The 24007-nt window shown below is 64.1% G+C and carries 25 protein-coding genes; 10 read left to right on the plus strand and 15 right to left on the minus strand.

Annotation, left to right across the window (positions count from 1 at the left end):
• Nucleotide 1: 1 nt before the first annotated feature.
• Nucleotides 2-907, minus strand: coding sequence for a DMT family transporter (locus HU750_RS06855; protein ID WP_186677835.1), 906 nt, complete (start codon nt 905-907; stop codon nt 2-4).
• Between the two features lie 251 nt (nt 908-1158).
• On the opposite strand from HU750_RS06855, the gene HU750_RS06860 reads away from it, so the two are divergent.
• Nucleotides 1159-2034, plus strand: coding sequence for a helix-turn-helix domain-containing protein (locus HU750_RS06860; RefSeq protein ID WP_186677838.1), 876 nt, complete (start codon nt 1159-1161; stop codon nt 2032-2034).
• On the opposite strand, the gene HU750_RS06865 is transcribed toward HU750_RS06860, so the two are convergent.
• The 6 genes from HU750_RS06865 to HU750_RS06890 all read right to left on the minus strand — a co-directional run bounded on the left by HU750_RS06865 (nt 2031) and on the right by HU750_RS06890 (nt 8338).
• A complete protein-coding gene (locus tag HU750_RS06865; protein ID WP_186677841.1) occupies nt 2031-4421 on the minus strand; it encodes a TonB-dependent siderophore receptor in 2391 nt (796 codons plus the stop codon). The genes HU750_RS06860 and HU750_RS06865 overlap by 4 nt on opposite strands.
• Before the next feature lie 151 nt (nt 4422-4572).
• Complete coding sequence (locus HU750_RS06870) at nt 4573-5556, minus strand: FecR family protein (RefSeq protein ID WP_186677844.1); 984 nt, start codon at nt 5554-5556, stop codon at nt 4573-4575.
• Nucleotides 5553-6128, minus strand: coding sequence for an RNA polymerase sigma factor (locus tag HU750_RS06875; protein WP_099430971.1), 576 nt, complete (start codon nt 6126-6128; stop codon nt 5553-5555). The genes HU750_RS06870 and HU750_RS06875 overlap by 4 nt, the downstream gene beginning before the upstream one ends.
• Nucleotides 6129-6132: 4 nt before the next feature.
• Nucleotides 6133-6459, minus strand: coding sequence for a DUF3325 domain-containing protein (locus tag HU750_RS06880; RefSeq protein ID WP_186677846.1), 327 nt, complete (start codon nt 6457-6459; stop codon nt 6133-6135).
• Complete coding sequence (locus tag HU750_RS06885) at nt 6453-8036, minus strand: PepSY-associated TM helix domain-containing protein (RefSeq protein ID WP_186677867.1); 1584 nt, start codon at nt 8034-8036, stop codon at nt 6453-6455. The genes HU750_RS06880 and HU750_RS06885 overlap by 7 nt, the downstream gene beginning before the upstream one ends.
• On the minus strand, nt 8033-8338 hold the full coding sequence (locus HU750_RS06890; RefSeq protein WP_027595273.1) for a DUF3649 domain-containing protein: 306 nt from the start codon (nt 8336-8338) through the stop codon (nt 8033-8035). Before HU750_RS06890 ends, HU750_RS06885 begins: the two co-directional genes overlap by 4 nt.
• 196 nt (nt 8339-8534) lie before the next feature.
• On the opposite strand from HU750_RS06890, the gene HU750_RS06895 reads away from it, so the two are divergent.
• The 5 genes from HU750_RS06895 (at nt 8535) to HU750_RS06915 (ending at nt 13479) form a co-directional block, all read left to right on the plus strand.
• Nucleotides 8535-9029, plus strand: coding sequence for a sigma-70 family RNA polymerase sigma factor (locus HU750_RS06895; protein ID WP_186677874.1), 495 nt, complete (start codon nt 8535-8537; stop codon nt 9027-9029).
• Entirely contained in the window at nt 9026-9952 is a 927-nt protein-coding gene (locus tag HU750_RS06900; RefSeq protein ID WP_186677877.1) for a FecR domain-containing protein, read from the plus strand. Before HU750_RS06895 ends, HU750_RS06900 begins: the two co-directional genes overlap by 4 nt.
• Before the next feature lie 261 nt (nt 9953-10213).
• The gene (fecA, locus tag HU750_RS06905) at nt 10214-12538 is read left to right on the plus strand and encodes a TonB-dependent Fe(3+) dicitrate receptor FecA (protein ID WP_186677881.1); all 2325 of its coding nucleotides are present in this window, start codon (nt 10214-10216) and stop codon (nt 12536-12538) included.
• 180 nt (nt 12539-12718) lie between these two features.
• The gene (locus HU750_RS06910; RefSeq protein WP_027595269.1) at nt 12719-13066 is read left to right on the plus strand and encodes an HPF/RaiA family ribosome-associated protein; all 348 of its coding nucleotides are present in this window, start codon (nt 12719-12721) and stop codon (nt 13064-13066) included.
• Between the two features lie 122 nt (nt 13067-13188).
• The gene (locus HU750_RS06915; protein ID WP_027595268.1) at nt 13189-13479 is read left to right on the plus strand and encodes a DUF3509 domain-containing protein; all 291 of its coding nucleotides are present in this window, start codon (nt 13189-13191) and stop codon (nt 13477-13479) included.
• Between the two features lie 3 nt (nt 13480-13482).
• Here the strand turns inward: HU750_RS06915 and HU750_RS06920 are convergent, their stop codons facing one another.
• Entirely contained in the window at nt 13483-13953 is a 471-nt protein-coding gene (locus HU750_RS06920) for a phosphate-starvation-inducible protein PsiE (protein ID WP_027595267.1), read from the minus strand.
• A gap of 232 nt (nt 13954-14185) precedes the next feature.
• Between HU750_RS06920 and HU750_RS06925 the strand changes: the two genes are divergently transcribed.
• Nucleotides 14186-14446: a YebG family protein gene (locus HU750_RS06925; protein WP_027595266.1), complete on the plus strand. Its 261-nt coding sequence runs from the start codon at nt 14186-14188 to the stop codon at nt 14444-14446.
• Nucleotides 14447-14485: 39 nt separating this feature from the next.
• Here HU750_RS06925 and HU750_RS06930 read toward each other — a convergent pair whose 3' ends face one another.
• Nucleotides 14486-15505, minus strand: coding sequence for a Glu/Leu/Phe/Val dehydrogenase family protein (locus HU750_RS06930; RefSeq protein ID WP_186677884.1), 1020 nt, complete (start codon nt 15503-15505; stop codon nt 14486-14488).
• A gap of 124 nt (nt 15506-15629) precedes the next feature.
• On the opposite strand from HU750_RS06930, the gene HU750_RS06935 reads away from it, so the two are divergent.
• On the plus strand, nt 15630-16436 hold the full coding sequence (locus HU750_RS06935; protein WP_027595264.1) for a SirB1 family protein: 807 nt from the start codon (nt 15630-15632) through the stop codon (nt 16434-16436).
• On the opposite strand, the gene maiA is transcribed toward HU750_RS06935, so the two are convergent.
• The 3 genes from maiA to hmgA are packed head-to-tail and all read right to left on the minus strand — an operon-like array spanning nt 16430 to nt 19672.
• Nucleotides 16430-17062, minus strand: coding sequence for a maleylacetoacetate isomerase (gene maiA, locus HU750_RS06940; RefSeq protein ID WP_186677886.1), 633 nt, complete (start codon nt 17060-17062; stop codon nt 16430-16432). The genes HU750_RS06935 and maiA overlap by 7 nt on opposite strands.
• Nucleotides 17063-17074: 12 nt before the next feature.
• The gene (gene fahA / locus HU750_RS06945) at nt 17075-18367 is read right to left on the minus strand and encodes a fumarylacetoacetase (protein WP_186677889.1); all 1293 of its coding nucleotides are present in this window, start codon (nt 18365-18367) and stop codon (nt 17075-17077) included.
• Nucleotides 18368-18370: 3 nt separating this feature from the next.
• Complete coding sequence (gene hmgA / locus HU750_RS06950; RefSeq protein WP_186677891.1) at nt 18371-19672, minus strand: homogentisate 1,2-dioxygenase; 1302 nt, start codon at nt 19670-19672, stop codon at nt 18371-18373.
• A 164-nt stretch (nt 19673-19836) separates the two neighbouring features.
• On the opposite strand from hmgA, the gene HU750_RS06955 reads away from it, so the two are divergent.
• Nucleotides 19837-20619, plus strand: a complete 783-nt coding sequence (locus HU750_RS06955; protein ID WP_027595260.1) for an IclR family transcriptional regulator — start codon at nt 19837-19839, stop codon at nt 20617-20619.
• A gap of 265 nt (nt 20620-20884) precedes the next feature.
• On the opposite strand, the gene HU750_RS06960 is transcribed toward HU750_RS06955, so the two are convergent.
• The 3 genes from HU750_RS06960 to HU750_RS06970 form a co-directional block, all read right to left on the minus strand.
• The gene (locus HU750_RS06960) at nt 20885-21781 is read right to left on the minus strand and encodes an alpha/beta fold hydrolase (RefSeq protein ID WP_186677893.1); all 897 of its coding nucleotides are present in this window, start codon (nt 21779-21781) and stop codon (nt 20885-20887) included.
• Nucleotides 21782-21957: 176 nt separating this feature from the next.
• Nucleotides 21958-22644 carry an LrgB family protein gene (locus HU750_RS06965; protein ID WP_027595258.1) on the minus strand — a complete coding sequence of 229 codons (687 nt, stop codon included), beginning with the start codon at nt 22642-22644 and terminating at the stop codon, nt 21958-21960.
• A complete protein-coding gene (locus tag HU750_RS06970; RefSeq protein ID WP_186677895.1) occupies nt 22634-23020 on the minus strand; it encodes a CidA/LrgA family protein in 387 nt (128 codons plus the stop codon). The genes HU750_RS06965 and HU750_RS06970 overlap by 11 nt, the downstream gene beginning before the upstream one ends.
• Before the next feature lie 98 nt (nt 23021-23118).
• Here HU750_RS06970 and HU750_RS06975 point away from each other — a divergent pair, with 98 nt between their 5' ends.
• Nucleotides 23119-24006 carry a LysR family transcriptional regulator gene (locus HU750_RS06975; protein WP_186677897.1) on the plus strand — a complete coding sequence of 296 codons (888 nt, stop codon included), beginning with the start codon at nt 23119-23121 and terminating at the stop codon, nt 24004-24006.
• Nucleotide 24007: the final 1 nt, after the last annotated feature.

Here is a 24007-nt window from a genome sequence, read left to right on the forward strand (position 1 = left end):
ATCACGGCCTGAGTAAGGGGGCTGTAGCAATGCGTGTGGCGTTGAGTTTGCGAAACACCAGTACATTCCCCCCCATCACCAACGTCATCCCCAACAGCGCCGGCGCCGTCCATTGATACCCTTCGACAAACGCCGACACGTTTAAGGCCACCAGCGGGAACAGCACCGTACAGTAGGCTGCCCGCTCGGGGCCCATGCGCCCGACCAGGGTCAGGTAGGCGGTGAAGCCAATCACCGAACCCGGGATCACCAGGTACATCAGCGAGCCGATGTAGCGGGTGTTCCATTCCATGGCGAAGGGAATGCCGTTGAACAGGCAATAAACCGTCAGCATCGCCGCGCCATAGACCATGCCCCAGGCATTGGTGGTCATGGGCTTGAGCCCTGCTTTCTGCTGCATGCTCGACAGCATGTTGCCGGCCGAGAAGCACAGCGTGCCGAGCAAAGCCAGGCCGAGGCCGTACAGGGTTTCGCGGCTGGCGGCATGGTGGGACAGTTCGGGCCAGAACAGCAGGCCCAGGCCCAGCAGCCCCAGTGCACCGCCACCCAGCACGTTGGCAGCGATCTTCTGGCCAAAGAACACCCGGGCGTTGAGTGCGTTCCACAGGGTCGCGGTGGAGAACACCACGGCGATCAGGCCGCTGGCGATCCACTGGCTGGCGGTAAGGAAGCACATGAAGTTGACGCAGAACAGGCACAGGCCTTGGGCCAGGCAGATCAGGTGGCCGCGGCGGTTCATGGGTTGCAGGCGACGGGTGAGCAGCAGGATGGCGAACAGGATCAACCCGGCCAAAGCGAAGCGATAGACGATGGACACCGGGATGGCGACCACGCCCAGTTGCAGTTTCAGGGCGATCCAGGTGGTGCCCCAGATCAGGACGGTGAGCAGGTACAGGGACAGGTTCATGTGGGTGGTTCCTTGGGCCTTTCAGAATCGGTGCCCGACGCTTCGCGGGGCAAGCCCGCTCCCACAAGTACCGAGCATTCTTCGATTTCTGTGGGAGCGGGCTTGCCCCGCGAATCGAGGGCGCAGCCCTCGCCGAGGCCCTCAGTGTTCGCCCTCCTGGCCCTCCCCGCTTGCACAAACTTGCGCTTTTCCAACCCAGGGAGCTGTCAGCGCAACGCAAGCGCAGTACGATGGCCCCAGAGGAATCGCCCATGACCCCACTCTCCCAGCTGCACGTCTTCAACGCCATGCACGCCTCGCCCCACGCCCGCTTGGAGCTGAGCGCGCACCTGGGTGACGGCTTGGCTGCGGCGCTGTGGCGCAACCGCGACGATGCCCGCGATTACCAGGCGCCCAGCCATCACACGCTGTCGTGCTACATCGCCGATGGCACCGGCACCTTCCGTCGCCAGCGACCGGCCGACAAGGGCGCACCGAACAAGCTGTGCATCATGCCGGCCGGCCATGAGTCGAACTGGGTGGTCAACGGCGCGATCCGCCTGGCGCACCTGTACGTCAGCGAGGCGCAGTTCGCCCTGGGTTGCGTGCGCCTGCTGGACCGTGAGCCGCGGGAATTGCAGCTGCAGGAGGCGACGTTCCTCGATGACCCGCAACAGTCGGCGCGCTTTCGCCAGTTGATCAACCTGGCCTGGGACGAGCCCGGCGAGCGCCTGCTGGCCAGCAGCCTGGCGCATGAAATCGTCGACCACGCAGTGCTCAGCCAGGTTGGGTTACGTCAAGGGCTGCGCCTGAAAGGCGGCTTGGCGCCGAACCTGCGTCGGCAGTTGGTGGAGTACATCGAGGCGCACCTGGACCAGCCCATCACCCTCGGTGAACTGGCCCTGCGCTGCAACCTTTCCGAGTACCACTTCGCGCGCATGTTCCGCACCAGTTTCGGCTTGCCGCCACATCAGTACCTGCTGGCACGACGGCTGCACCGTGCTTGCCAATTGTTGCGCTTGGGCCACCTTGCGCTGGGAGAGGTGGCGTTGCTGTGCGGGTTTGCCAGTGCCAGCCATTTCAGCAACCGCTTCCGCCAGGCACTCGGAGCGACGCCTGGCGACTATCGCGCAGCCTTCAGCCCTTAGAACTCGAAGGTGCTGGACAGGCTCACCTGCCGCGCATCGCCAACTGCGACAAAGTACTGGTTCACCGCCGAGCTGTAGTAAACCTTGTCGAACAGGTTCTTCACGTTCAACTGCAGGCGCACGTTGTGTTCGTCGAGCTGGGTCTCGTACGTGGCAAACGCATCGGCGACGGTATAGCTGGGCAAGTCGAAGGTGTTGGTCGAGTTGCCCGAACGCTCGCCCACATAACGGGCCCCAGCACCAAAGCGCAGCCGGTCACCACCGAACACGCGGCCAAAGTCATACACGGCCGAGAGTGAGCCACTGTGCTTGGCCACGTTCTGCAGGCGGTTGCCTTCAAGGTCCGGGTCTTTGGTGACCTTGGCATCGGTAAAGGCATAACTGCCGATCAGGCTCCAGCGCTCGCTGAGCTGCCCAGTCAGGTCAAGCTCCACACCGCGTGAATTGACCTCGCCAGCATTGCTGTAGACCGTCTCGCCGGTACCCGTGTCGAAGTTGGCGACCAGCACATTACGCTTGGTGATGTCGAACAGCGCCAAGGTGCCGGTCAGGCTGCCTGGCATGTCGAGCTTGGCCCCCAGCTCCCACGACTTGCCCTCCTCGGGCGCTACCGACGCATCCAGCACCACCCCGCCGGTCAACGGCGCAATGCTGGAGTTGGGCTTGAACGACTCGCTGTAGCTGCCATAGAACGACAGCTGGTCATCGACCTTGTAGACGATGCCGGCATGCGGCACCCAGGCCTGGCCGCTAGTGTCGGTATTGGCTTTGAACGGGCGACCGCGGCCGGCGTATTGGTCGAACTGCTGGAAGCGCGCCCCGGCCACCAGTATCCAGTGCTCGTCCAGGTGCAAGGCGTCCTGCACGAACAGCGCGTCGGTGCGCAGTTTGTCGGTCTGGTCGCTGTCGCTGGCGCGCACGCTGCTGCCCTCCACTTCCTGGCCGTAGACCGGGTTTTCATAGCTGAAGGTAGACTGCGCCGTCTGGCGGATCAGGTCGCCACGAAACACCTTGCGGTCTTCGTGATCGAGGCCGAACAACAGGTCATGCTGCAGGCCGCCCAGCTCGACGTTGCCCGCAAGGCTCAGGGTGGCGAACTGGTCGCGGCTCATGGCGTTGTGCGTGCCGTCGATGCTGCGCGTCAGCGTGCCCGTGGCTTCGTTGACGCCCGTCACGCGGACCTGGCTGGCGTCGTAGGTCTCGCGGTTGAAGCTGTAGCCGAAGTGCAGCTTCCAATCGTCGGCCAATTGGTGGTCGACCTCCAGGCGATACAGGTCAGAGCGCCCTTCCATGTCGTTGAATGGCTCATCCAGGCGACGCGTGGCCGGAATGTCCAAGGGGTGGCCGTTGCTGCCAAAGGCCGTGCCGCGGTCGAACGGGTAAAGAAACTCGCGGTGCTCGTACGCCACCACCACCTGGGTGTCCTCGCCCAGCCAGGCCAGCGACGGCGCCACCAGCGATTCGCGGTGCACACCGAAGTTACGCCAGTAGTCCTCATCTTCGTGGTCGACGATCAGGCGGTAGGCGAAGTTGCTGTCGCCGAGTGCGCCGGTGCTGTCGAACCCACCGCCGCTGCCATTTTTGCCGCTGCCGTAGGTCGAGCCACGCACCGTCAGGGCGTTGTACTGCTGCAGTTGCGGGCGCTTGCTGACCACGTTGATGACCCCGCCTGGGTCCTGGATGCCATACAGCAGCGAGGCCGGGCCCTTGAGCACTTCGACCCGCTCGGTGCTGGCATTAAGGCTGCGGCCCTGCACGATGGGCATACCGTCACGCATGATCGAGCCGTCGCGGTTGTCCCCAAAGCCGCGCTTCATCACGGTGTCGGAGGTGCCGCCAAAGTTGTTGCCCTGGGTAATGCCGCTGACGTTGGTCAAGGCATCATCGAGGTTGCGCGGGGCCTGGTCGCGAATGACCTGGGCCGGGACCACGTTGATGGCCTGGGGGATGTCCTGGTTCGGGCCCTGGCCACGCATGATCGAGGCCGTAGCCGGGGGCTGATAGCTGTAGGCGTCCATCTGCGAGGTCACGGTGGTGGCCTGCAGGTTGAGTGCCCCGTCGCTGCTCACGGCTTCGAGGGTGAAGGTGCGGGCATCGACGCGGCGCCAGGCCAGGCCGGAAGTGCCCAGCAATTGCTGCAGCGCCTGCTCTGCGCTGAAGGTGCCGTTGAGGGCGGGTGCCTGCTGGCCAGAAAGCTCGAGGGTGTACACCACGCTCTGGCCGGTGGCTTGGCTGAAGGCATTAAGCGCCTGGGCCAAGGGCTGGCTTGGCTGGGCAAACGTGTACGCCTGTACCTGCTCGGCCGCCCCGGCCAACGGTGCGATGGCGATGACAGGGAACACCGAAAGGCCGAGCCAGAGGGGGACGCAACGCGGGGTGAACTTCATGGACGCTGACCTGTAAGTGGGTGTTGATTGCGAATGAATCGCACTTCCACTCATTACACGGATGCCACGGCCTGTTACCTCATCCGTTAATTGAATTTTTTTCCTGGGCCGGCCTCTTCGCGGGCAAGCCCACAGGTTCTGGTACAGGTGCCTAGCGGATAATCGTCAACCGCCCCAATACGGTCTGCCGGGAAAAGCCCATCACATGGCCAAGTGAATCGAGCGCTGCCAAAGGCGCTTGCACCGGGAAACTGCCACTGACCTTGCGCTGCCCCAACTCACCCTCGAGCAGCAGGATGCGCCCCGGGTAGTACCGCCCGAGGTCTTCGACCACCTGCGCCAGCGGCACCTGGTAGTAATTCAGCCAGCCCTGGCGCCAAGCCAGGCGGCTCTCGCTGTCTACGCTCACGGTGCTGCCCGCATGGCCGTGCACGTAAGCCAGCTGCTGATTGGCCGTCAGTTCACGGGCGACCACGCCTTGCCCCGGCGTCACCGCGACCCGCCCACTGCGCACTGTCACCTGCGCGCCATCCCCCTGCTCACGCACCTCGAACTGGGTGCCCAGCACCCGCACCTCACCGCCTGCGGCAGCGACCAGAAACGGCTCGCCGGTGTGGGTGACCTGGAAGAACGCCGCCCCGCGCAGCAGCCGCACACGGCGCTCGCCTTGGGCGAAGTCGACCGTGATTGCGCTGCCTGCATCGAGTGTCACCTGCGATTGATCGGCCAGGGTCACCTGGCGGACGTTGCCGGCGCTGCTGTAGTCGGCCTGCAGGTCCTGCAGCCAGTAGCCAAGGTGCCAACCCCCCACGGTGCCAACCGCCAGCACCAGGCAGGCTGCAACTGCCAAGGCGGCGACGCGTTGGCGCCAACGGCCTCGGGCAGGCGCCTTGGCCATGGCATCCAGGTACTTTTGCAGGCCCTCACGCTCTTCATCGGCCAGCCGCGCCGCTGGCGTCGCGCTCATCTGCCACAGCGCCTGAGCCTGTGCGTACGCCTCTCGATGCCCCGGGTCGGCCACCAACCAACGCTTGAACGCCGCACCTTGAGCTTGCTCAGGCTGTTCGTTGATGCGGCTCAGCCACTGCAGCGCGGCCTGTGACTGCGCGGCAGTGATCGGATTCGGACGGCTCATCGACGGGCGCTCCCTGGCCTGCGTAGGGTGGAAACGGGCTCGGCGACACTCGCCTTGCACGCTTCGAGGGCGCGCATCATATGCTTTTCAACGGCGCTCTGGGACAGTTGCATGGCCGTGGCGATCTCGCTGTACGTGCAGCCGTGGATACGATTGAGCAGGAAGATCTGCCGCGTGCGATCGGGCAAGGCACGCAACGCAGCCTCGATGCGTTGCAGGTCGTGATCGACCTCCAGGGCTTGCTCAGGTTCTGCAGCGCTGGACTGCTCATCCACGGCTTGCGTGGCTTCAGCCACGCGCTCGCGGCTGCCTTCGCTGCGCAGGTGGTCGATGGCAAGGTTGCCGGCGCAGCGCAAAAGGTAGGTGTCCAGTGCTTCGACCTTGACCTCGGGGCGGCGCCAGAAGCGCAGGAACAACTCCTGGACCAGGTCCGATGCCGTGGCCCGGCAACCGACCCGGCGGCTGACCAATGCCTCCATGCGCGCACGCTGCGCCAGAAACACCTGCACGAAGCGCGCACGGCCGCCAGTGTGGTCAGCGTCTGGCTCGATCACGTCACCCGGCTCGCTCAAGGCGTCACACAGCAAGCACGGCCAACAGCGGGCCGAGCACCACGCTGATGGCGGCCAGGCCCAGCAACAGGCGGGGCTGGTACGGCAGGGCGAACACCCACAGGGTCACCCCCGCCATCAACACCGCTATCCACTCCACCAGGCCATGCGCCCACCCCCGCATGTGCACGCTGAGTACCAGCGACAGCACCAGCAGCAGCCAGCCACCGACGCGCAGCACACGCAACTGTTGCGCCTGGGGTTTGCGCCCAAGCAGCTCATTGAAGTGTTTTTCCATGGCCAGGCACAGGGCGACGAAGCCCGCGAAGCCGATCAGCGCACTACCTAGCATCCGCTCACCTCGCCGCCCTCGACCGTCGGTTTTTGGGCCGCGCGTGAGGCGCGCTTGGTAACCGGCTTTGCCGGGCGCAGCATTTTGCTGGCCGTCCACGCCAGGAACACGCCGGTGGCCAGCGCCGTGAGGTCGAACCCGGCCATGGCCCAGTCGCCAGACCGCAATGACTGATCGAGGCCCTGGCCTGTGGTCAGGCCATTGAGCAGCGGCAGCAAGGCGAAGGCCAGCGCGCCCAGCGCCAGTTGCTCTCCCCAGGCGCGGCGCCCGGATCGCAGCACGGCATGCACCAGCGACAATGCCCAGACCAGGAAGAACGTGTTGACCTCCCAATCGGCGCGGCCCTCGGCAGCCACAGGGATCAGCCGATTAGCCCAGAAGAACCCTGCCACCGCCAGCAGCAGGCCACTCATGCTGGCAATGTTGAGCACCTCGACCAAGCGCAATTCGCCGGGCATGTGCGCGCTCTTGGCATGCTTGAGCTGACGCTTGCCCAACCACATCACCAACCCTGTGCCGATGACTGCTGTGCCGGCCACGCCGAAGACAAAGTACAACCAGCGCAGCCAGGGCCCGGCGAAATTGCCCATGTGCAGGCCGGCAAAACTGAAGGCCGTCATCATCGCACCGCTCTCCGGTGCACCTTGGGTCAGCAGCGCGCCGCTGGCGCCATCGAAGGTCCAGTGGGTGCTGCGCCGGTAGGCGACGTTATCAGCCGAGGACTGGGTGAAGGTGACCCGGGCATTGCGGTCACCGGGGTTTTGCAGCTGGATGAAACCGATGCGTGCACCCGGCGCCAGTTCCTCGACTTTGGCGTACAGCGTCGGCAACGGCACCAGGGGCGTCGCGACGTTGGCAGCCTTGGGCGCATCTTCGCGGCCGAACAGCTCGTTGAAGTACTCGCCGGTATTGCCGCCATAGCTGGCCAGAATGCCGGCAGGCATCACCATGTACATGAACAGCACCAGGCTGCTGTAGCTGATCATCAGGTGGAACGGCAGCACCAGCACGCCGATTGCGTTGTGCCCATCCAGCCAGGAGCGCTGGCCTTTGCCAGGGCGGAAGGTGAAAAACTCTTTGAAGATCTTCTTGTGGGTGATGATCCCGGTAACCAAGCCCAGCAGCATGATGAAGGCACAGAACGTCGACAGCCAACGGCCGAACGGGTACGGCATCTCCAGCTGGAAGTGGAAGCGGTAGAAGAATTCGCCGCCACGGCTATCGCGCGCCTCGACCGGCTGGCCAGTCTGCGCATCGAGGCTTTTGCTGACAAAACCGCGGCGCCCCGCCTCGGGGTCGCGCCAGCCCACGTTCAGCGCCGCCTCGCGCGCGTTGGGCAAGCGGATCATCCAGTTGCTGGCGTGCGCGGCGTTGGCCTCCAGGTAGCGCTGGGCCAAGCCCAGGCTGTTTACCGGGTCGAGCGCATGGCTGCGCACCTCGGGTTGGGTCCAGTGATTGATCTCGTCCTTGAAGTACGAAAGCGTGCCAGTGAGGAAGATGGCGAACAGCAACCAGCCGAAGATCAGGCCGGTCCAGGTGTGCAACCAGGCCATGGCCTGGCGAAAGCCTTCTTTCATGGGTTTTTCATCCAGTAGGCAAAACCGCTGACCACGCCCAGCAGCACGCTTGGCAACAGCACGCCCCACCAGGCACGCCAGGCGCTACGGCAAGCGAAGCACCAGATGAACGCCAGCACGTAGAAGACGAACGACAACAGCAAGCCCGTGAGTGTCGCGTCGACCCGTGGCAAGGGCGCCAGCAGGGCGATGCTGACACTGGCCATGGATGCCAGCAGATAACCGCCCAGCGTTGCAGCCAGGCAGCGTGAGGCCACGGCCAGGCGGTAGCTGAGCGGGAGACCGGCGGCGTTGCGCTTCATGGCGGAGGTCCGGGCATTTTCGGGGCTGCAATAATAATGATTTCAATTCGCATAAGCAAAATATTGCCGCTGCTTAGCCGCCCATCGCTGACGGGCTGGCGATCCGCCCCTGGAGGATTGCCGAGCACCGGGTCGCCCACTACAATGCGAACAATTATTACTTCCAATCGCGCATCTTGGCGCCGGAGTATCCACGGTGTCCAGCGCCCTTTCCTCCACGGTCGAAGGCCTCTATCACGCCCATCACAGCTGGCTGACCGGCTGGTTGCGCCGCCGCCTTGGCTGCCCGCAGAGTGCCGCCGACCTGGCGCAGGACACCTACGTACGCCTGCTTCAGGCACGCGAGACACCGCAATTGATCGAACCCCGGGCGTTCCTGGCCACGGTCGCCAAGCGGGTGCTGTGCAATCACTTTCGGCGCCAGGAACTGGAACGCGCCTACCTCCTAGCCTTGGCCCAAGTGCCGGAAGACGTGGCACCGAGCGAAGAACAGAAAGCGATCATCTTCGAGACGCTGCTGGAGCTCGACCGCCTGCTGGATGGCCTGCCAGCGCTGGTCAAGCGTGCCTTCCTGCTGGCGCAGGTCGACGGCCTGGGCCAGGGCGAGATCGCGCGTGAGCTGAACCTGTCACTGGCCACGGTCAAACGCTACCTGAACAAGGCGGCCATGCGCTGTTACTTCGCCCTGTGAATACCCAGTTTTCTCCGCAGGTAGCCGAGCAGGCCGTGCATTGGTTGATCGAGTCCCAGGGTGATGATTTTGACCGGGCCCAGCAGTTGGCGCTGGAGCACTGGCTACAAGCCGACCACGAACACCAGCGCGCCTGGGCGCATATTCAGCAGGTCAATCAGCGGCTACGCGGGGTGGCTTCGCCCGTGGTGCATGCGACGCTGCAAGCGCCGCCATCGGCCGCTCGACGGCGTGCGCTCAAGGCCTTGCTGCTGCTCGGTGTGGCCAGTGCCACAGGGTTGGGGCTGCAGCAGCACAACCCGTTGCCAGGGCTGATGGCCGACTACCGCAGCCCGGTCGGCCAGCGTCGGCGGTTGAACCTGGAAGACGGCAGCCTGCTGCAACTCAATACCCGTAGCGCCGCCGATGTGCGCTTTGATGGGCCCCAGCGGGTGGTGCGCCTGCTCGAAGGCGAACTGGCGCTGGAGGTGGCCAAGGATGCACGGCCCTTGCTGCTGCGCACCGGCGAAGCTGCGCTGCAGTTGGACAGCGGCCGTTTCAACGTGCGGCAGTACGACGGGTTCAGCCTGGTGTCGGTGTTCAGTGGCGTCGCCAGTGTGTCGGGTGAGGCCTTGCTGGCAGGGCAACAGGCCCGATTGGGGGGCAACGGCTGGCGGGCGGTCACAGCGCTGGACCGCAATGCCGGGGCCTGGGTCGACGGCATGCTGGTAGCGTCGCAGATGCGCCTGGGGGATTTCCTGGCCGAGCTCGGCCGCTACCGGCAGGGGCAACTGGGGTGCAGCGAGCGGGTCGCCGACTTGCGGATTTCCGGGTCTTACCCGCTAGATGACAGTGAGCGAATTCTGCAGATGCTGGAGGTGGCATTGCCGGTGCGGGTGCGACGGTTTACCCGGTACTGGGTGACGGTCGATAGCCTGACGTGAGGTTGCCGGGCCTATACCCGTGGGAGCGGGCTTGCCCCGCGAACACCGGCGAAGCCGGTGCCATGCACCGCGTATCCCCATTCGCGGGACAAGCCCGCTCCCACAGGGTCCTCACAAGGTCTGAGCCTGCGCAGTTACCTGTGGAAGCTGGCCTGCCGGCCATAGGCTGCACAGCAGCCGCAGATTTTTTGCATTCACCTGAGCCATTTCCCAACGTTCGCGTGACAGACAAGGCAAACCCCTTCTCTCAGGACCTCACCCATGCCGTTGCGCCCCAGCCCCCTCGTCCACGCCCTGCTGCTCGCCACCACCCTCGGCCTCGCCAGCCCCGCGGCCCACGCCGAAGCGCGCACTTACCACATCGCCGCCGGCTCCCTTGAAGACGCCCTCAACCAGTTCGGTCGCGAGAGCGGCGCATTGATTTCGTTCGGTTCGCAACTGACCCAAGGCATGAACACCCCAGGCCTGGACGGCCAGTACGACGTGCGCCAGGGCCTCGACGCGCTGCTGCGCGGCAGTGGCCTGCAAGCCCGGCAAGAAACCGACAACGCCTTCAGCCTGCAGCCGCTGAGTGCCGCCAGCACCAGCGCCGCCGTCGAGCTGGGGGCCTCAACGGTGGTCGGCGACTGGTTGGCCGAAGCCCAGCAAGACAACGTCTTCGAACACCCCGGCGCCCGCGACGTCGTGCGCCGTGAAGCCTTCGAACGCAGCGGCGCCACCACCGCGCGCGAAGTGCTCAACCGCATCCCGGGGGTGAATGCGCCAGACAACAACGGCACCGGCAGCCATGACCTGGCGCTGAACTTTGGTATCCGTGGCCTCAACCCACGCCTGGCGTCGCGCTCCACCGTGCTGATGGACGGCATCCCGGTGCCGTTCGCGCCGTACGGCCAGCCTCAGTTGTCACTGGCGCCGATCAGCATGGGCAACATGGATGCCGTGGACGTGGTGCGCGGCGGCGGCGCGGTGCGCTATGGCCCGCAGAACGTCGGCGGCATCGTCAACTTCGTGACCCGTGCAATCCCTGAGGAGGCCACCTTCAAGGCCGCCATGCAAAACCAGATCAGCCCGTCCTCGAGCCACGACGGTTTCAAGAACAGCGCCAACCTGCTGGTCGGCGGCACCAATGCCAACGGCCTGGGCGGCGCCCTGCTCTACTCTGGCACCCGTGGCGGCGACTGGCGCGAGCACAGCGACACGCAGATTGATGACCTGATCCTCAAGGGCAAACTGCAACTGGATGAGGCCAATAGCCTGCACGCCATGGCCCAATACTACGAAGGCGAAGCCGACATGCCCGGCGGCCTGAGCACTGCCGATTTCGATGCCGACCCGTACCAATCGACGCGCCTGAAGGACAAGTTCTGGGGCCGTCGCACGCTGGTCAACGTCGGCTACGACTACAAGCAGGACGACCGCCAATTCAGCGTCAACAGCTTCTTCACCAAAACCCTGCGCAGTGGCTACCTCGACCAGGGCAGCTTCGTTTCGCTGTCGCCGCGCGAATACTGGGTGCGCGGTATCGAAACCCGGTTCTCCCAAGGCGTTGCGCTGGGTGAAAGCTGGCACGAACTGGGCATCGGCTACCGCTATGTCAACGAAGCCGGCCACGAATTGCGCTTCCGCGAACCGGTCAACGGCGACCTGCCGACCACTGCCAGCCGCAACGACCGCGATACCCGCGGCAGCACCGAAGCCCACGCCATCTACCTGGACGACCGTATCGACATCGGCCGCTGGACCATCACCCCGGGCGTACGCTACGAGGTGATCGACTCCGAACAGAGCAACACGCTCAATGGCCAGCGTTACCAGGGCAGCTACAACACCGCGTTGCCGGCGTTGAACGTGATGTACCACCTCACCGACAGCTGGAACCTGTATGCCAACACCGAGGGTTCGTTCGGCAGCGTGCAGTACAGCCAGATGCCCAACCGCGTCAGCAGCGGTGAAGTAAAACCCGAAAAAGCCCGCACCTGGGAAGTCGGCACCCGCTACGACAATGGCGACGTGCAAGCGGAGATCGGCGCGTTTCTGATCAACTTCGACAACCAGTATGAAAGCAACCAGACCAACGATTCGGTGATTGCACGCGGTGAGACCCGTCACCAAGGCATCGAGACCAGCATCCGCTATGCCCTCGACGGCCTGAGCCCGGCACTGGCCGGCTTCGACGTGCATGCCAGCTACGCGTTCGTCGATGCCACCATCCGCGAAGACGGCCCGAACAAGGGCAATCAGGTGCCGTTCTCTTCACGGCACAAGGGCACCTTGGGCGTCGGCTACACCGAAGGCCCGTGGCAGTTGGACCTGGATAGCAGCTTCCAGAGCAGCCAGTATGCCGACAACGCCAATACCGGCGAGGAAAGTGCCGATGGCAGCACCGGGCGTATCCCCGGCTACATGCTGGTCAGCACCCGCGCCGGGTATGACTTTGGCCCGCAGATGTCGAACCTGAAGGTGGCGGTAGGCGTGAAGAACCTGTTCAACCGCGAGTACTACACGCGTTCGTTCGACGACAACAACAAGGGTAAGTATGTGGGTGAACCACGGACCCTGTACGTGCAGACCTCGGTAGCCTTCTGACGAAACCCGGGGGTCGCTGCGCGGCCCTCGCCTTGCAGTTGCAACAAGAAATTTATTTTCAAAAAGGGCTTGAAATCATTCCGCCGTTGCCTGACCTTAGAGTCAAGAGGCGCAGAAATTCCAAGGGTCTCAAGGGCCTAGGCACGCCTCCATGCGAGCAAGCTGAATAAGGATTGAATCATGCAAATCCAGGTCAACAGCAGCAACCATATCGAAGGCAACGCCCGGCTCGACGAGTGGGTCCGCAGTACGCTGGAAAGCTCACTGGAACGTTACGAGGACGACCTCACCCGCATCGAGGTGCACCTGCGCGACGAGAACGGCGCCAAGCCCGGACCGCATGACAAACGTTGCCAAATGGAGGCTCGCCCGAAAGGCCACCAACCGATTTCCGTGACCCACACCGCCACCTCGCTGGACCAGGCGGTCGATGGCGCCGCCACCAAGCTCAACCACGCGCTTGAACACTTCTACGGCAAGTTGCGCAGCAAGCGCGGCGTGCTGGAGCTAAGTGACCCCGACGCCTGAGGGTGGTAACAAAACGCCCGGCCTAGTGCCGGGCGTTTTCGTTTCTGTCGATCAACGGCGCTGAACCAACGCGCGCTCATGCCGGTCAACCCCTGCACTCAATCGCTGCAGAATGCATGACCATGAACAACCCCTTCGCACAGATCAGCGCCGCCTTCGCCCCCGAGTACCGGGTCAACCTGAGCATCGTCGACCTGGATGGCAGCATCATGCTCACCCTTGCCGACGACGCTGGCGTGGTCGCCAAGCGCCTGATCAGCCAGGCTCAGCGTAACGACCCGGTGCGCTTGCAGCGGGTCATCGACAGCATCCGCCTGGGCCTGGCCATCGAACTGAGCCAGAACCCGATGCAAGTGCTCGCCGCACTCACCCGCGATGCGCAGCATGCACCGCGTCATTTCGTGGCCAACTGAGGGCTACTTGCCCTCGTCCACTTCCTTGCCATTGGCATCCAGCACCTTGGTCGAGGGGTAACGGTACGACGCGTAGCGCACCACCAGGATCGAGAACGCCAGCAACAGGATGCCACCGCACAGGTACAACAACCCCTCGTCCGGCGCCTTGTGGTGCGACACATCGCCGATCAGCAGGCGCGTCAGTGCGGTGATCGCCACGTACAGCAAAAAGCGGATGGGCATGTGGTTGGTCTTGAAGTAGATCCCGACCATAGCCCCCAGCTCCAGGTAGATGAACAGCAGCAGGATGTCATCGACACTGACCCCGCCCTTGCCGAGCATGTCCAGGAAGGTCATCACCGCCGCGTAGGCGGTGATGGCGCCAATGCCGAATAGCGCCAGATAATGGAATGCCTCGACGCACAGGTTGCCCAGCGAGTCAGCCGAGCCGTGCAGGCCCTTGCGCAGCTTTTCAGCCCATTTGATGTTCACGATTGTCCCATTCCCCGATACGCCATGAAGGATAATGCGTCACCTGTGTGACGCTTGTGCCATGCAGTTAAAGGGCCAGGCCCTCACCTTGGAAGGCGACCGATTGCCGCAAGGCACCTGTGGGCTACGCTTTTGCGGGAAGATTCTGGTTGCGCAACGATGCCCAATGCCATTACTGTATAAAGATACAGTAAAACGCAACCCAACCAGCAAAAAGGCATAGAGGTGATGAATGGCCGTCGAAGTGGTGTACCGCAGCAGCCGCGACCCGGAGCGCTTGTTCATGGATAAGGCCGAAGCAGATCGTCACGACAAGATGCTCGAATTGGCCGAGCGCCTGGCAGAAGTGCTGCACAAGGCGGTGCCATCGCTGACTGAGCAACAGGTCGAAGAAGCCGGTATCTACATGGCCAAGAACCGCGACGTGTTCGCACGGGCGTTCAAGAGCCAGCCAGATGCGTTGGCAGAGTTGCTCGAAGGCCAAGCCCAGTAAGAGCAGCCTTGGGCTGCTCCTACAGGGGAAGCGTCAGGCTTAGCCGTAGAGCAGCCGCTCTGCGAGCATCTGCGCCACCCGCGCCGGCGAGCGCTTCTCTGCCTGGGCATGGCCAAACACTTCGGTCAGCCGCGTAGGAATGCGCGCCAGGTGCGCGGTGATGGTCCCCAGGTCTTCGCCACGATGGGTCAACGCTACGTAGATCAGCCCACCGGCATTGATCACGTAGTCGGGCGCATACAGTATCCCGCGCGATTCCAACTGGTCGGCAACCTGCAGGGTGGTCAGCTGGTTGTTCGCCGCCCCCGCCACCGCCGCACAGCGCAGCTGCATCACGCTCTGCCCGTTCAGCACAGGCCCTACGCCACACGGGGCGAAGATGTCGCAGGGGGTGCTGATCAAGGCATCGTTGGTCACCGGGTGGGCATTGAACTGCTCGACCGCCAACCGCACCCGCCCGGGGTCCAGGTCGCTCACCAACAGCTCCGCTCCCGCCGCGTGCAGTTGCTCGGCCAAGGCATAGCCAACGTTACCCAGCCCTTGTACGGCCACCCGCAAGCCTTCCAGGTTGTTACTGCCCAGCCGTGCTTTCGACGTGGCGCGGATGCCGGCGAACACGCCCATGGCGGCATGGGGCGAAGGGTCGCCCGAGGCTGTTGTGCTGGTCACATGCGGCGTGCTCTGCGCGATGCAGTCCATATCCACCGTCGAGGTACCGCTGTCCACAGCCGTGATGAAGCGCCCCTGCAAGGTATCGACGAAACGGCCGAATGCCTCGAACAGCGCAGCGCGGTTTTCCACGTGGGGGTTGCGCATGATCACTGCCTTGCCGCCGCCCAAGGCCAAACCGGCCAGCGCGGCCTTGTAGCTCATGCCCTGGGCCAAGCGGATCGCGTCGTGCATGGCGCTCTCGTCATCGGCGTAAGGCAGGTAGCGACAACCGCCCATGGCGGGGCCCAGCTGCTCGCTGTGGATCGCCACCACCGCTTTCAGCCCCGTTGGCGGGTCGATGAACAGGTGCAGCGATTGGGTACGGGTGCTTTGCATTAACGCGAACATCGACGGGCTCCCCAGCGAGGTGCTCCTATCAGTATAGGCAGGCCCAAGTGCGGGAAGCCTCGGTCAGACCACTGGACGAAACCGCGCGCCACAGCTAATAGTTAAACGTGTGTGGAGAAGCCCCATGAAGCCACGTCAAGCCTGCCTGGCCTGCCTGGAACGCGAGCCTGTCGCCCTGCTGGAAGCCGCATTGTGGATGGCCGCCGAGCACGACCGAAGTGTCGAGCCCGCGAACAGCCTTGCCCTGCTGCACGACCTGCACCGCGAGATAAGCGCCAACCTGCCGATGCTGCCCCTGTGCGAACTGGCCCAGCCGCTGCTGCGCCAACTCAATGCACTGGGCTTTCAACAAGATGAATATCACCCGTTGCGGCCGCACGCGGCGATGATGGACAAAGTGCTGCAGCGCCGCCGTGGCCAGCCATTGACCTTGGCCATCCTGGCCTTGGAGCTGGCTGGGCGCCTGTCGATCCCGCTTGAAGGCGTTGCATTTCCCGGCCATTTCCTGCTGCGCGTGCCCGGCGCCGACCACCTGCTCGACCCTTGCGGCGGCAGGCGCTTGTACCCCAGTGATTGCCGCGACCTGCTCGCCCGCCAGTTCGGCCCACACGTGCCGCTGAGTGCAGAGCACATGCGCACGGCCAGCCCACGGCAAATGCTGCAACGCCTGTCACGCAACCTGCGCCAATTGCACATCAGCAACGACAACCACCTGGCTGCGTTGATCGACGCCGAACGGGTAATGCAGCTGGGCCCGGTGCAAGTCAGCGACTACACCACCCGCGCATCGCTCTACCAGTTTCTGGATTGCCCGCAGGCCGAACGTTTCGACCTGGAGCATGCCCTGCTACTCACAGAAGACCCGGTCCAACGCCTGAAGCTTTCCGAGCGGATCGGCAAACTCCCGACGGTGAACCGTTCGATTCACTGAGCCGGGGTATCCGGCTGCTGCGAAGGATGCGCCTGGATGAACGCCGGGTGCTGGGCCGCCAGGGCGGCGACCCGACGAATGCGCGGGTAACCGCCGAGGTCGATGTTGAACCGCTCGGCAGCGTACACCTGCGGCAGCAAGTAGACATCCGCCAAGCCCGGCGTGTCGCCAAAGCAGAAGCCGTGGTCGCCGATCAGTTGCTCGACCGCCGACAGCCCTTGGCCGATCCAGTGCGCGATCCACTGGTTGACCTGAGGCTCGTCCTGCCCTGCCTGGCGCAGCTGGTTAAGTACGCTGACGTTGTGCAATGGGTGGATATCGCAGCCGATGATCGCTGCCAAACCACGCACCTTGGCCCGCGCCTCGGCCGTGTCCGGCAGCAGCGCAGGGTGTGGATAAACCTCTTCCAGGTACTCGATGATCGCCGGTGACTGCACCAACAGCGCACCGCTGTCGGTGCGCAGGGCCGGTACACGGCCCTGCGGGTTCACGGCGACATAGTCCGCACCGCGCTGCTCGCCCTTGAGCAGGTTGACCGGCAAGGACTGGTAACCCAGCCCCTTCAGCGCCAGCGCGATGCGCACCCGGTAGGACGAGGTGGAACGGTAGTAGGTGTACAGCTCCATACCCCTGCCCCCTCAGTTGGCTGCGATGACTTTGCCGCGGCATTCGCCGAAGCCGATGCTGGCCACGCCATCACGCGTGCAACGGGCACGCAGGATGATTTCGTCGCCGTCTTCGAGGAACTTGCGCACCTCACCGCTGGCCAGCTCCACCGGCTGCTTGCCGCCCTCGGTGATCTCTAGCAGGCTGCCAAAAGAGCCTGGCGTTGCCCCCGACAGCGTGCCCGAACCGAACAGGTCGCCCGGTTGCAGTTGGCAACCGTTGACGCTGTGGTGGGCAACCATCTGCGCCACGGTCCAGTACATGCTGCGGGTGTTGCTCAGGGTCAGCCGGTGAGCCGCAATGCCTTGCTCGCGCATGCGCTCGGTCAGCAGCAGCACTTCCAGTTCGATATCGAACGCACCCTTGGCCTGGTCACGTGCATCCAGCAGGTAGGACAGCGGCTGCGGATCGCCTTGCGGGCGCGCCGGCTGCGCAGTGCGGAACGGCTCCAGGGCCTCGGCCGTCACCACCCAGGGCGAAATGCTGGTAATGAAACTCTTGGACAAAAACGGCCCCAGTGGCTGGTATTCCCAGGCCTGGATATCACGCGCCGACCAGTCGTTGAGCAGGCAGAAGCCGGCGACGTGCTCGGCGGCATCACCCACCGGGATCGACTCGCCCATATCGTTACCCTGGCCAATCCAGATACCCAGCTCCAGCTCGTAGTCCAGGCGCGCGCAGGGCCCGAAGCTTGGCTCGGTGTGCCCGGCCGGCAGGGTTTGGCCTTTGGGGCGACGTACATCGGTACCGGAGGGGCGAATGGTCGAAGCGCGACCGTGGTAACCGATCGGCACATGCTTGTAGTTGGGCAGCAGCGGGTTGTCCGGGCGGAACAGCTTGCCGACGTTCTTGGCGTGTTCGATGCCGACATAAAAGTCGGTGTAGTCACCGATCTTGGCGGGCACATGCAGTTGGCAATCCGCGGCGGGGTAAAGCGCCGCTTTCAACGCCGACTGGTGTTCGCTGTGTTCGCCGAGCAGCGCCAGCAGGCGCTCACGCAGGGCGACACGGGCGCCACGGCCGAGGGCGAAGAAGGCGTTCAGCGCACCACCGCGGGTAGCCTCCACCGCAGCCTTGGCCTCGCCGTCGAACAACCCCGCAGCGAGCACCGCTTCCAGGTCAAGGATGGCATCGCCGATGGCCACGCCGCAGCGCAGCGCTTCACCCGGCCGGCTGAAGATGCCCAACGGCAGGTTTTGCAGCGGAAAATCACTGTGCCCGTTGGCATGCTCGACCCAGCTACGGGTAATGGCGGTCTGGTTCATGGGTTATCTCCGGTTCGGGTTGAAGGTGCTCGGCAAGGTGGCCCAGCAACTATCGTAGTCGGCCTGCAATTGCGGGCATTCGAGCGCATGGCGGCTCGGGCGCAGCACTTGGCTGGTCTCGAACATGAAGGCCATGGTGTTGTCGATCTTGTGCGGCGCGAGGTCGGCGGCGATGGCCTTGTCGCAAGTCTCGGCGTCGGGGCCATGGGCGCTCATCACCCCGTGCAGCGAAGCCCCGCCCGGCAGGAAACCCTCGGCCTTGGCATCGTAGGCACCCTGGATCAGGCCCATGAACTCGTTCATCAGGTTGCGGTGGAACCATGGCGGACGGAAGGTGTTCTCGGCCACCATCCAGCGCGGCGGGAAGATCACGAAGTCCATGTTGGCCAGGCCATTCACGCTGGTGGGCGACGTCAGCACGGTGAAGATGGACGGGTCTGGGTGGTCGAAGCTGACCGTGCCGATGGTGTTGAAGCGGCGCAGGTCGTATTTGTAGGGCACGTTGCTGCCATGCCAGGCGACCACGTCCAGCGGCGAATGCTGCAACTCGCAAGCCCAGTGTTCGCCGAGGAACTTCTGCACCAGTTGCACAGGGCCCTCGGCTTCTTCGTAATGCGCCACCGGCGTGAGGAAGTCACGCGGGTTGGCCAGGCCATTGCTGCCGATGGGCCCGAGGTCCGGAATGCGCAGCGGCGCGCCGTGGTTTTCGGCCAGGTAGCCACGCGCCTGGCCATCGAGCAGCTCGACGCGAAACTTCATGCCCCGTGGGATCACAGCGATTTCCAGCGGCTCGACGTCCATGACCCCAAGCTCGGTAGCGATGCGCAGGCGGCCCTGTTCCGGCACCAGCAGCAGTTCACCGTCGGCATTGAAGAACACCCGTTCCATGGAGCGGTTGGCACTGTAGATGTAGATGCTCACGCCCGCCGGTTTATCTGCGGGCGCGTTGGCCACCATCGGCACCCAGCCTTCGATGAAATCGGTGGGCTCGGCAGGGATGGGTTGCGGGTTCCAGCGCAGGCGGTTTGGGGTGACGGCGCCCAGCGGCCCACTCAGCGGCTGACGTGCCAGGCGCTCGAAGCGTGGGTGCAGTGCAGACGGGCGGATGCGGTACAGCCAGGTGCGGCGCAACTCACTGCGGGTCATGGTGAACGCCGTGCCCGAAAGCAGTTCGGCATACAAGCCGTAGGGGGCTTTCTGCGGCGAATTCTGCCCGACCGGCAATGCACCTGGCAGTGCTTCGCTGGCGAACTCGTTGCCGAAGCCGCTCAGGTAGTGAAGGTCGGGGGACGTGTCGCGGTTCATCGATGCCTCCGGGCTCTGGCAGAGCCGTTGCTGGCAGCTGGCTGCTGGGGTGGCAGCACGTCTGCATTGTTTTTATCGTAATCAGATTACGAATAACGTAATTTGCTACGGGCAAGGCGTCAAGCTATAAAGGCGCGACTCGACGAATCCGGATACCTATGCCCATGGCCAAAGCCAGCTCACCCACCGATAACGGCAAGCAGAAGGTCCGCTCGGCGGAAGTCGGCACCGATATCCTCAAGGCACTCGCCGAACTCTCCCCTTCCACGTCGCTGTCACGCCTGGCGGAGCATGTGCAGATGCCCGCCAGCAAGGTGCACCGCTACCTGCAGGCGCTCATTGCCAGCGGCTTTGCCGAACAGGATGCGGCCACCAACCACTATGGCCTGGGGCGTGAGGCGTTGCGCGTGGGGTTGGCGGCATTGGGCAGCATCGATGTGCTGAAGATTGCGGCGCTGCCGTTGTCGCAGCTGCGCGATGAGTTGAACGAGAGCTGCTTCATTGCCGTCTGGGGCAATCAGGGTGCGACCGTGGTTAGCATCGAGCCTGCTGTGCGTGCAGTTACGGTGGTTACCCAGATCGGGTCGGTGCTGCCGCTGCTCAGTTCGTCCACCGGCCTGGTGTTCGCCGCCTACCTGCCGGCACGCGAAACTGACGAGTTGCGCGACCGGGAGCTGGCAGCGCTGCAGCACAGCGCCAGCGATTATGCGGCCGTGCTGGAGGGCATCCGTGAACGTGGCCTGCACCATGTGCATGGCCTGTTGATGCCGGGTGTGGATGCGCTGTCTGCACCGGTATTCAACGCTCTGGGGCAGATCGCTGCGGTGATGACCGTGGTCGGCCCGACGTCGATTTTCCATGCCGACGAGCACGGTCCTGCGGCGCAGCGGCTGCTGGCTGCAGCGCGTGATACCAGTTGGCGGATGGGGTACGCGGCTGAAGGGTGAGCGGGTGGCCACTGTTGCCCGAAACGTAAAGGTGAATGTCGTAAGCGGCTATTTTTCCTACAGGATCAAGCGCTTATTCTTAACTCACTGGCCGGCATGAAGGGCACTACCCCCCCGCCCTTCAGGCCCGCGAGGTTCACCGACGTAGATTTTGAAGCTCCTTGATCTAACGTCTCGATTGGCCGCTGCGATTGCAGCGGCCTTTTTTTTGCCTAGTGGTTGTTAGGTGATAGCGTTAGGGACGCCGAGGGTATGGCGCTAAAACTCATGCCAGGCACTGCAAAAAACTCAGCGGCTGCTCACGAAAGGCCAGGTAATGCCGCAATACCTGCATCGGTGCTTCGGTATGCGGGTAATGGCCAATACCCTGCAATTGCACGGTATCGGGCTCCGGCACCAGTTGCCGGTAACGCTCGACCATGCGCGCACCGGAAACCGGGTCGACCACGCCGTTGATGAAGCGCAAGGGCACCCCGTCACGTTGCAACGCGCCCACCCAACGCTCGCGGTGCAGGGTGCGCTCCGGCCAGTAGCCGGCCAGCTTGTGCAAAATGCGCGTGCCGCGGTTGGCGGCGATCAGGCTCCAGCAATCGTCCAGTGCGCTTTCACTGGGGTGGGTGCAGGGGCCATAAACCTGGGTCACGTTGCGCACCAGGTCGTCACGCCCGAACGAGCGCCCTACCAACCAGCCCAGGCGGCTGAGCAGCAGCTTCTGGATCAGCAGCATGCGGCAGCTTTCGGGGAACAGCCCACTGTTGAGAAACACGCAGCTGGCGATGTCCGCGCGCTGTTCGTGGTGCCGCGCCAGCAGCTCCTGGGCCACGCTGCCGCCGTAGTCATGGGCCATCAGGTGCACAGGCTGGTTGACCTTGAGGTGGGCGAGCAACGCTTGCTGAAGGTCGGCCTGTTCCATCAGGCTGTAAGCGTGATTGACCGGTTTGGCGGAGTCGCCAAAGCCCAGCATGTCGCAGGCGATCAGCCGAAAACGCTGGGCCAGCGGCGCCCACAGGTAGTGCCAGTCCCAACTGGCAGTGGGGAAGCCATGTAACAGAAGCAGGGGCTCTCCTTGCCCTGCGGTCCAGTAGCGGATGCTCTGGCCCCGGAAGCTGAAACTCTGTCCCCGGGTACGCCAGACGCACAATGGAATCTCGGCCAAAGGCATCAGATCGGTCCCGGTGAAGTTGTGTTGACGGAATAGGGCAAGGCTGCGCTCATTGCATGTCACCTCGGCACTTACATGTGCTCTCTGTGTCGAGGCAGAGTCTAGCCAGCCGCCCATGGGCTGAAACTTGCGTTGCCAGCCAGCTTGATGACCTTGCGAGTCAGTGGCACGAACGGTCAGAGGAGCATGGCCAGCAGCGGTGCGGCGAACAGGTTCAGCAGCCCGGTCAGGACCATGACCAAGCCGGCCACGGAGCCTTCTTCGCGGCCCACTTCCTGGGCCCTGCTGACCCCAGCACCATGCGCCCCGACCCCGAACAACGCACCCCGCGCCAAGGGTGTGCGCAAGGGCAACCAACGCAGCAGCACCCCGCCGAACATCGCGCCAAGTACCCCGGTGAACATCACGAATACCGCGGTCAGTTCCGGCACGCCGCCGAGGTCGTGGGCCAGCGGCATGGCGAACGGCGTGGTGATCGAGCGCGGCACCAGCGACAGGCTGATTGCATTGTCCAGCGCCAACAGGTGAGCCAGCCCCCAGGAGCTGGCGATCGAAGCGGTGCTGCCGGCCAGCATACCCATCAGCAATGCCGGCCAGTGGCGCGCCAACATAGCCCGCTGCTGCCAGATGGGCACCGCGAATGCCACGGTGACCGGGCCCAGCACGCCCATCAGCCAATGGGTGTTGCGCGCGTACTCGGCATAAGCGGTGTGCAACGGCACGGCCACCGCCAGCAGGAGCGCAGGGACCAGGATCAGCGGCGACAGCAGGTAGCGCCCGCTGCGCCGGTACAGCCAGCGGCTGCCCAGGTAGGCCAGCAGGGTCAGCGCCAGCCAGAACAGCGGCATGGGTTCAAGGCTCATGGCGCAGCCTCCAGCGGCACACCAGTTCGACGGTGAGCGCAGTCACCACCATGACCATCAGCGTGCTCCCGGCAATCACCAGCAGGATGCGCCAGCCTTCCTCGCGCACCAGGGTGCCGTAATCGAGCAGGCTCATCAGCGCCGGAATGAAGAACAGCAGCATTTCTGCCATCAGCCAGCCGGCGCCCAGCTGCAACGTGGCCGGCTTGACCACACCGCTGGCGAACAGCAGCAGAAGCAGCGCCAGCCCCATCACGCCACCGGGGATGGGCCAGCCGAGCCACACAGCCAGCTGGCCACCGAGCAGGAACAAGGCAAACAGGATCGCCAGCTCGACGAGCAGGCGCAGGGCTTTTTTCACTAACGCGGGTTTCATGGGGGTACTTCCTCGACAGGCCCTCATTTTAAGATTTGCCTGCCTAGGCCAGAAGCGAATTGTTAGACTGATCAGCATTCCAAAACGGAATTGCGACCATGGAATTCAAACAACTGCGCAGCTTCATCGAAGTGGTGCACCGCGGGGGCTTTACCCAGGCGGCGCAGACCCTGCACATCAGCCAGTCGGCGGTAAGCAAGCAAGTGGCTCAGCTGGAGCAAGATGTAGGCCAGCCACTGCTTGAGCGGCAGGCTTCGCAGCTGCACCTGACCGCCGCCGGGCGCATCGTGCTAGAGCGCGGCGAAGCGTTGTTGCGCCAGCGCCAGGCATTGCTCAGCGAACTGGATGACCTCGGCCAGATGGCACGCGGCGAATTGCGCCTGGGCTTGCCGATACTGGGCAGTGACGCCTTGTTCGCCGGTCTGTTCGCTGAATACCGGCGACGCTACCCCAACATCTCGATTCAATTGCTCGAAGGCGGCAGCCGCAGCGTCGAGCAGGCGGTGCGCAGCGGCGAGCTGGAGCTCGGTGGCAGCCTGACGCCCAGTGACGAAGCGTTCGCGTTCCAGCCCTTTTGCAACGAGCCACTCGATGCCCTGCTACCGGCCGGGCATGCGCTGGCTGGGGAGGCTGGCGTGCATTTGCGGCAACTGGCCGATACGCCTTTTTTGCTGTATCAGCGCAGCTTCGTGCTTAATGACCGGCTGCTCAAGGCCTGCCAGCAGCAGGGTTTTACCCCGAAAGAAGGCGGGCGCAGTGGCCAGGCCGACTTCCTGGTGGCGTTGGTGGCAGCCGGCCAAGGCGTGGTGTTGCTGCCCCGTGTGGTGGCAAAGGCGCTGGAGCGCCCTGGGGTGGTGCGCTTGGCGCTGCAATCGCCGGACGACCTGCGTTGGGATATCGCATTCATCTGGCGGCGGGGGGCGTACCTGTCACGGGCGGCGCAGGCGTGGCTAGCGTTGTTGCGTGAGTGTGAGGTGCAGCGCTGAC

It is taken from the genome of Pseudomonas sp. SWRI50 (assembly GCF_014269095.1).
GTDB lineage: Bacteria > Pseudomonadota > Gammaproteobacteria > Pseudomonadales > Pseudomonadaceae > Aquipseudomonas > Aquipseudomonas kermanshahensis.

Excerpts from the sequence above, each read along its gene's own strand:
- HU750_RS06855 (WP_186677835.1), bottom strand. The coding sequence starts at position 907 with ATGAACCTGTCCCTGTACCTGCTCACCGTCCTGATCTGGGGCACCACC.
- HU750_RS06860 (WP_186677838.1), top strand. The coding sequence starts at position 1,159 with ATGACCCCACTCTCCCAGCTGCACGTCTTCAACGCCATGCACGCCTCG.
- HU750_RS06865 (WP_186677841.1), bottom strand. The coding sequence starts at position 4,421 with ATGAAGTTCACCCCGCGTTGCGTCCCCCTCTGGCTCGGCCTTTCGGTG.
- HU750_RS06870 (WP_186677844.1), bottom strand. The coding sequence starts at position 5,556 with ATGAGCCGTCCGAATCCGATCACTGCCGCGCAGTCACAGGCCGCGCTG.
- HU750_RS06880 (WP_186677846.1), bottom strand. The coding sequence starts at position 6,459 with ATGCTAGGTAGTGCGCTGATCGGCTTCGCGGGCTTCGTCGCCCTGTGC.
- HU750_RS06885 (WP_186677867.1), bottom strand. The coding sequence starts at position 8,036 with ATGAAAGAAGGCTTTCGCCAGGCCATGGCCTGGTTGCACACCTGGACC.
- HU750_RS06890 (WP_027595273.1), bottom strand. The coding sequence starts at position 8,338 with ATGAAGCGCAACGCCGCCGGTCTCCCGCTCAGCTACCGCCTGGCCGTG.
- fecA (WP_186677881.1), top strand. The coding sequence starts at position 10,214 with ATGCCGTTGCGCCCCAGCCCCCTCGTCCACGCCCTGCTGCTCGCCACC.
- HU750_RS06910 (WP_027595269.1), top strand. The coding sequence starts at position 12,719 with ATGCAAATCCAGGTCAACAGCAGCAACCATATCGAAGGCAACGCCCGG.
- HU750_RS06915 (WP_027595268.1), top strand. The coding sequence starts at position 13,189 with ATGAACAACCCCTTCGCACAGATCAGCGCCGCCTTCGCCCCCGAGTAC.
- HU750_RS06925 (WP_027595266.1), top strand. The coding sequence starts at position 14,186 with ATGGCCGTCGAAGTGGTGTACCGCAGCAGCCGCGACCCGGAGCGCTTG.
- HU750_RS06930 (WP_186677884.1), bottom strand. The coding sequence starts at position 15,505 with ATGTTCGCGTTAATGCAAAGCACCCGTACCCAATCGCTGCACCTGTTC.
- HU750_RS06935 (WP_027595264.1), top strand. The coding sequence starts at position 15,630 with ATGAAGCCACGTCAAGCCTGCCTGGCCTGCCTGGAACGCGAGCCTGTC.
- maiA (WP_186677886.1), bottom strand. The coding sequence starts at position 17,062 with ATGGAGCTGTACACCTACTACCGTTCCACCTCGTCCTACCGGGTGCGC.
- fahA (WP_186677889.1), bottom strand. The coding sequence starts at position 18,367 with ATGAACCAGACCGCCATTACCCGTAGCTGGGTCGAGCATGCCAACGGG.
- hmgA (WP_186677891.1), bottom strand. The coding sequence starts at position 19,672 with ATGAACCGCGACACGTCCCCCGACCTTCACTACCTGAGCGGCTTCGGC.
- HU750_RS06955 (WP_027595260.1), top strand. The coding sequence starts at position 19,837 with ATGGCCAAAGCCAGCTCACCCACCGATAACGGCAAGCAGAAGGTCCGC.
- HU750_RS06960 (WP_186677893.1), bottom strand. The coding sequence starts at position 21,781 with ATGCCTTTGGCCGAGATTCCATTGTGCGTCTGGCGTACCCGGGGACAG.
- HU750_RS06965 (WP_027595258.1), bottom strand. The coding sequence starts at position 22,644 with ATGAGCCTTGAACCCATGCCGCTGTTCTGGCTGGCGCTGACCCTGCTG.
- HU750_RS06970 (WP_186677895.1), bottom strand. The coding sequence starts at position 23,020 with ATGAAACCCGCGTTAGTGAAAAAAGCCCTGCGCCTGCTCGTCGAGCTG.
- HU750_RS06975 (WP_186677897.1), top strand. The coding sequence starts at position 23,119 with ATGGAATTCAAACAACTGCGCAGCTTCATCGAAGTGGTGCACCGCGGG.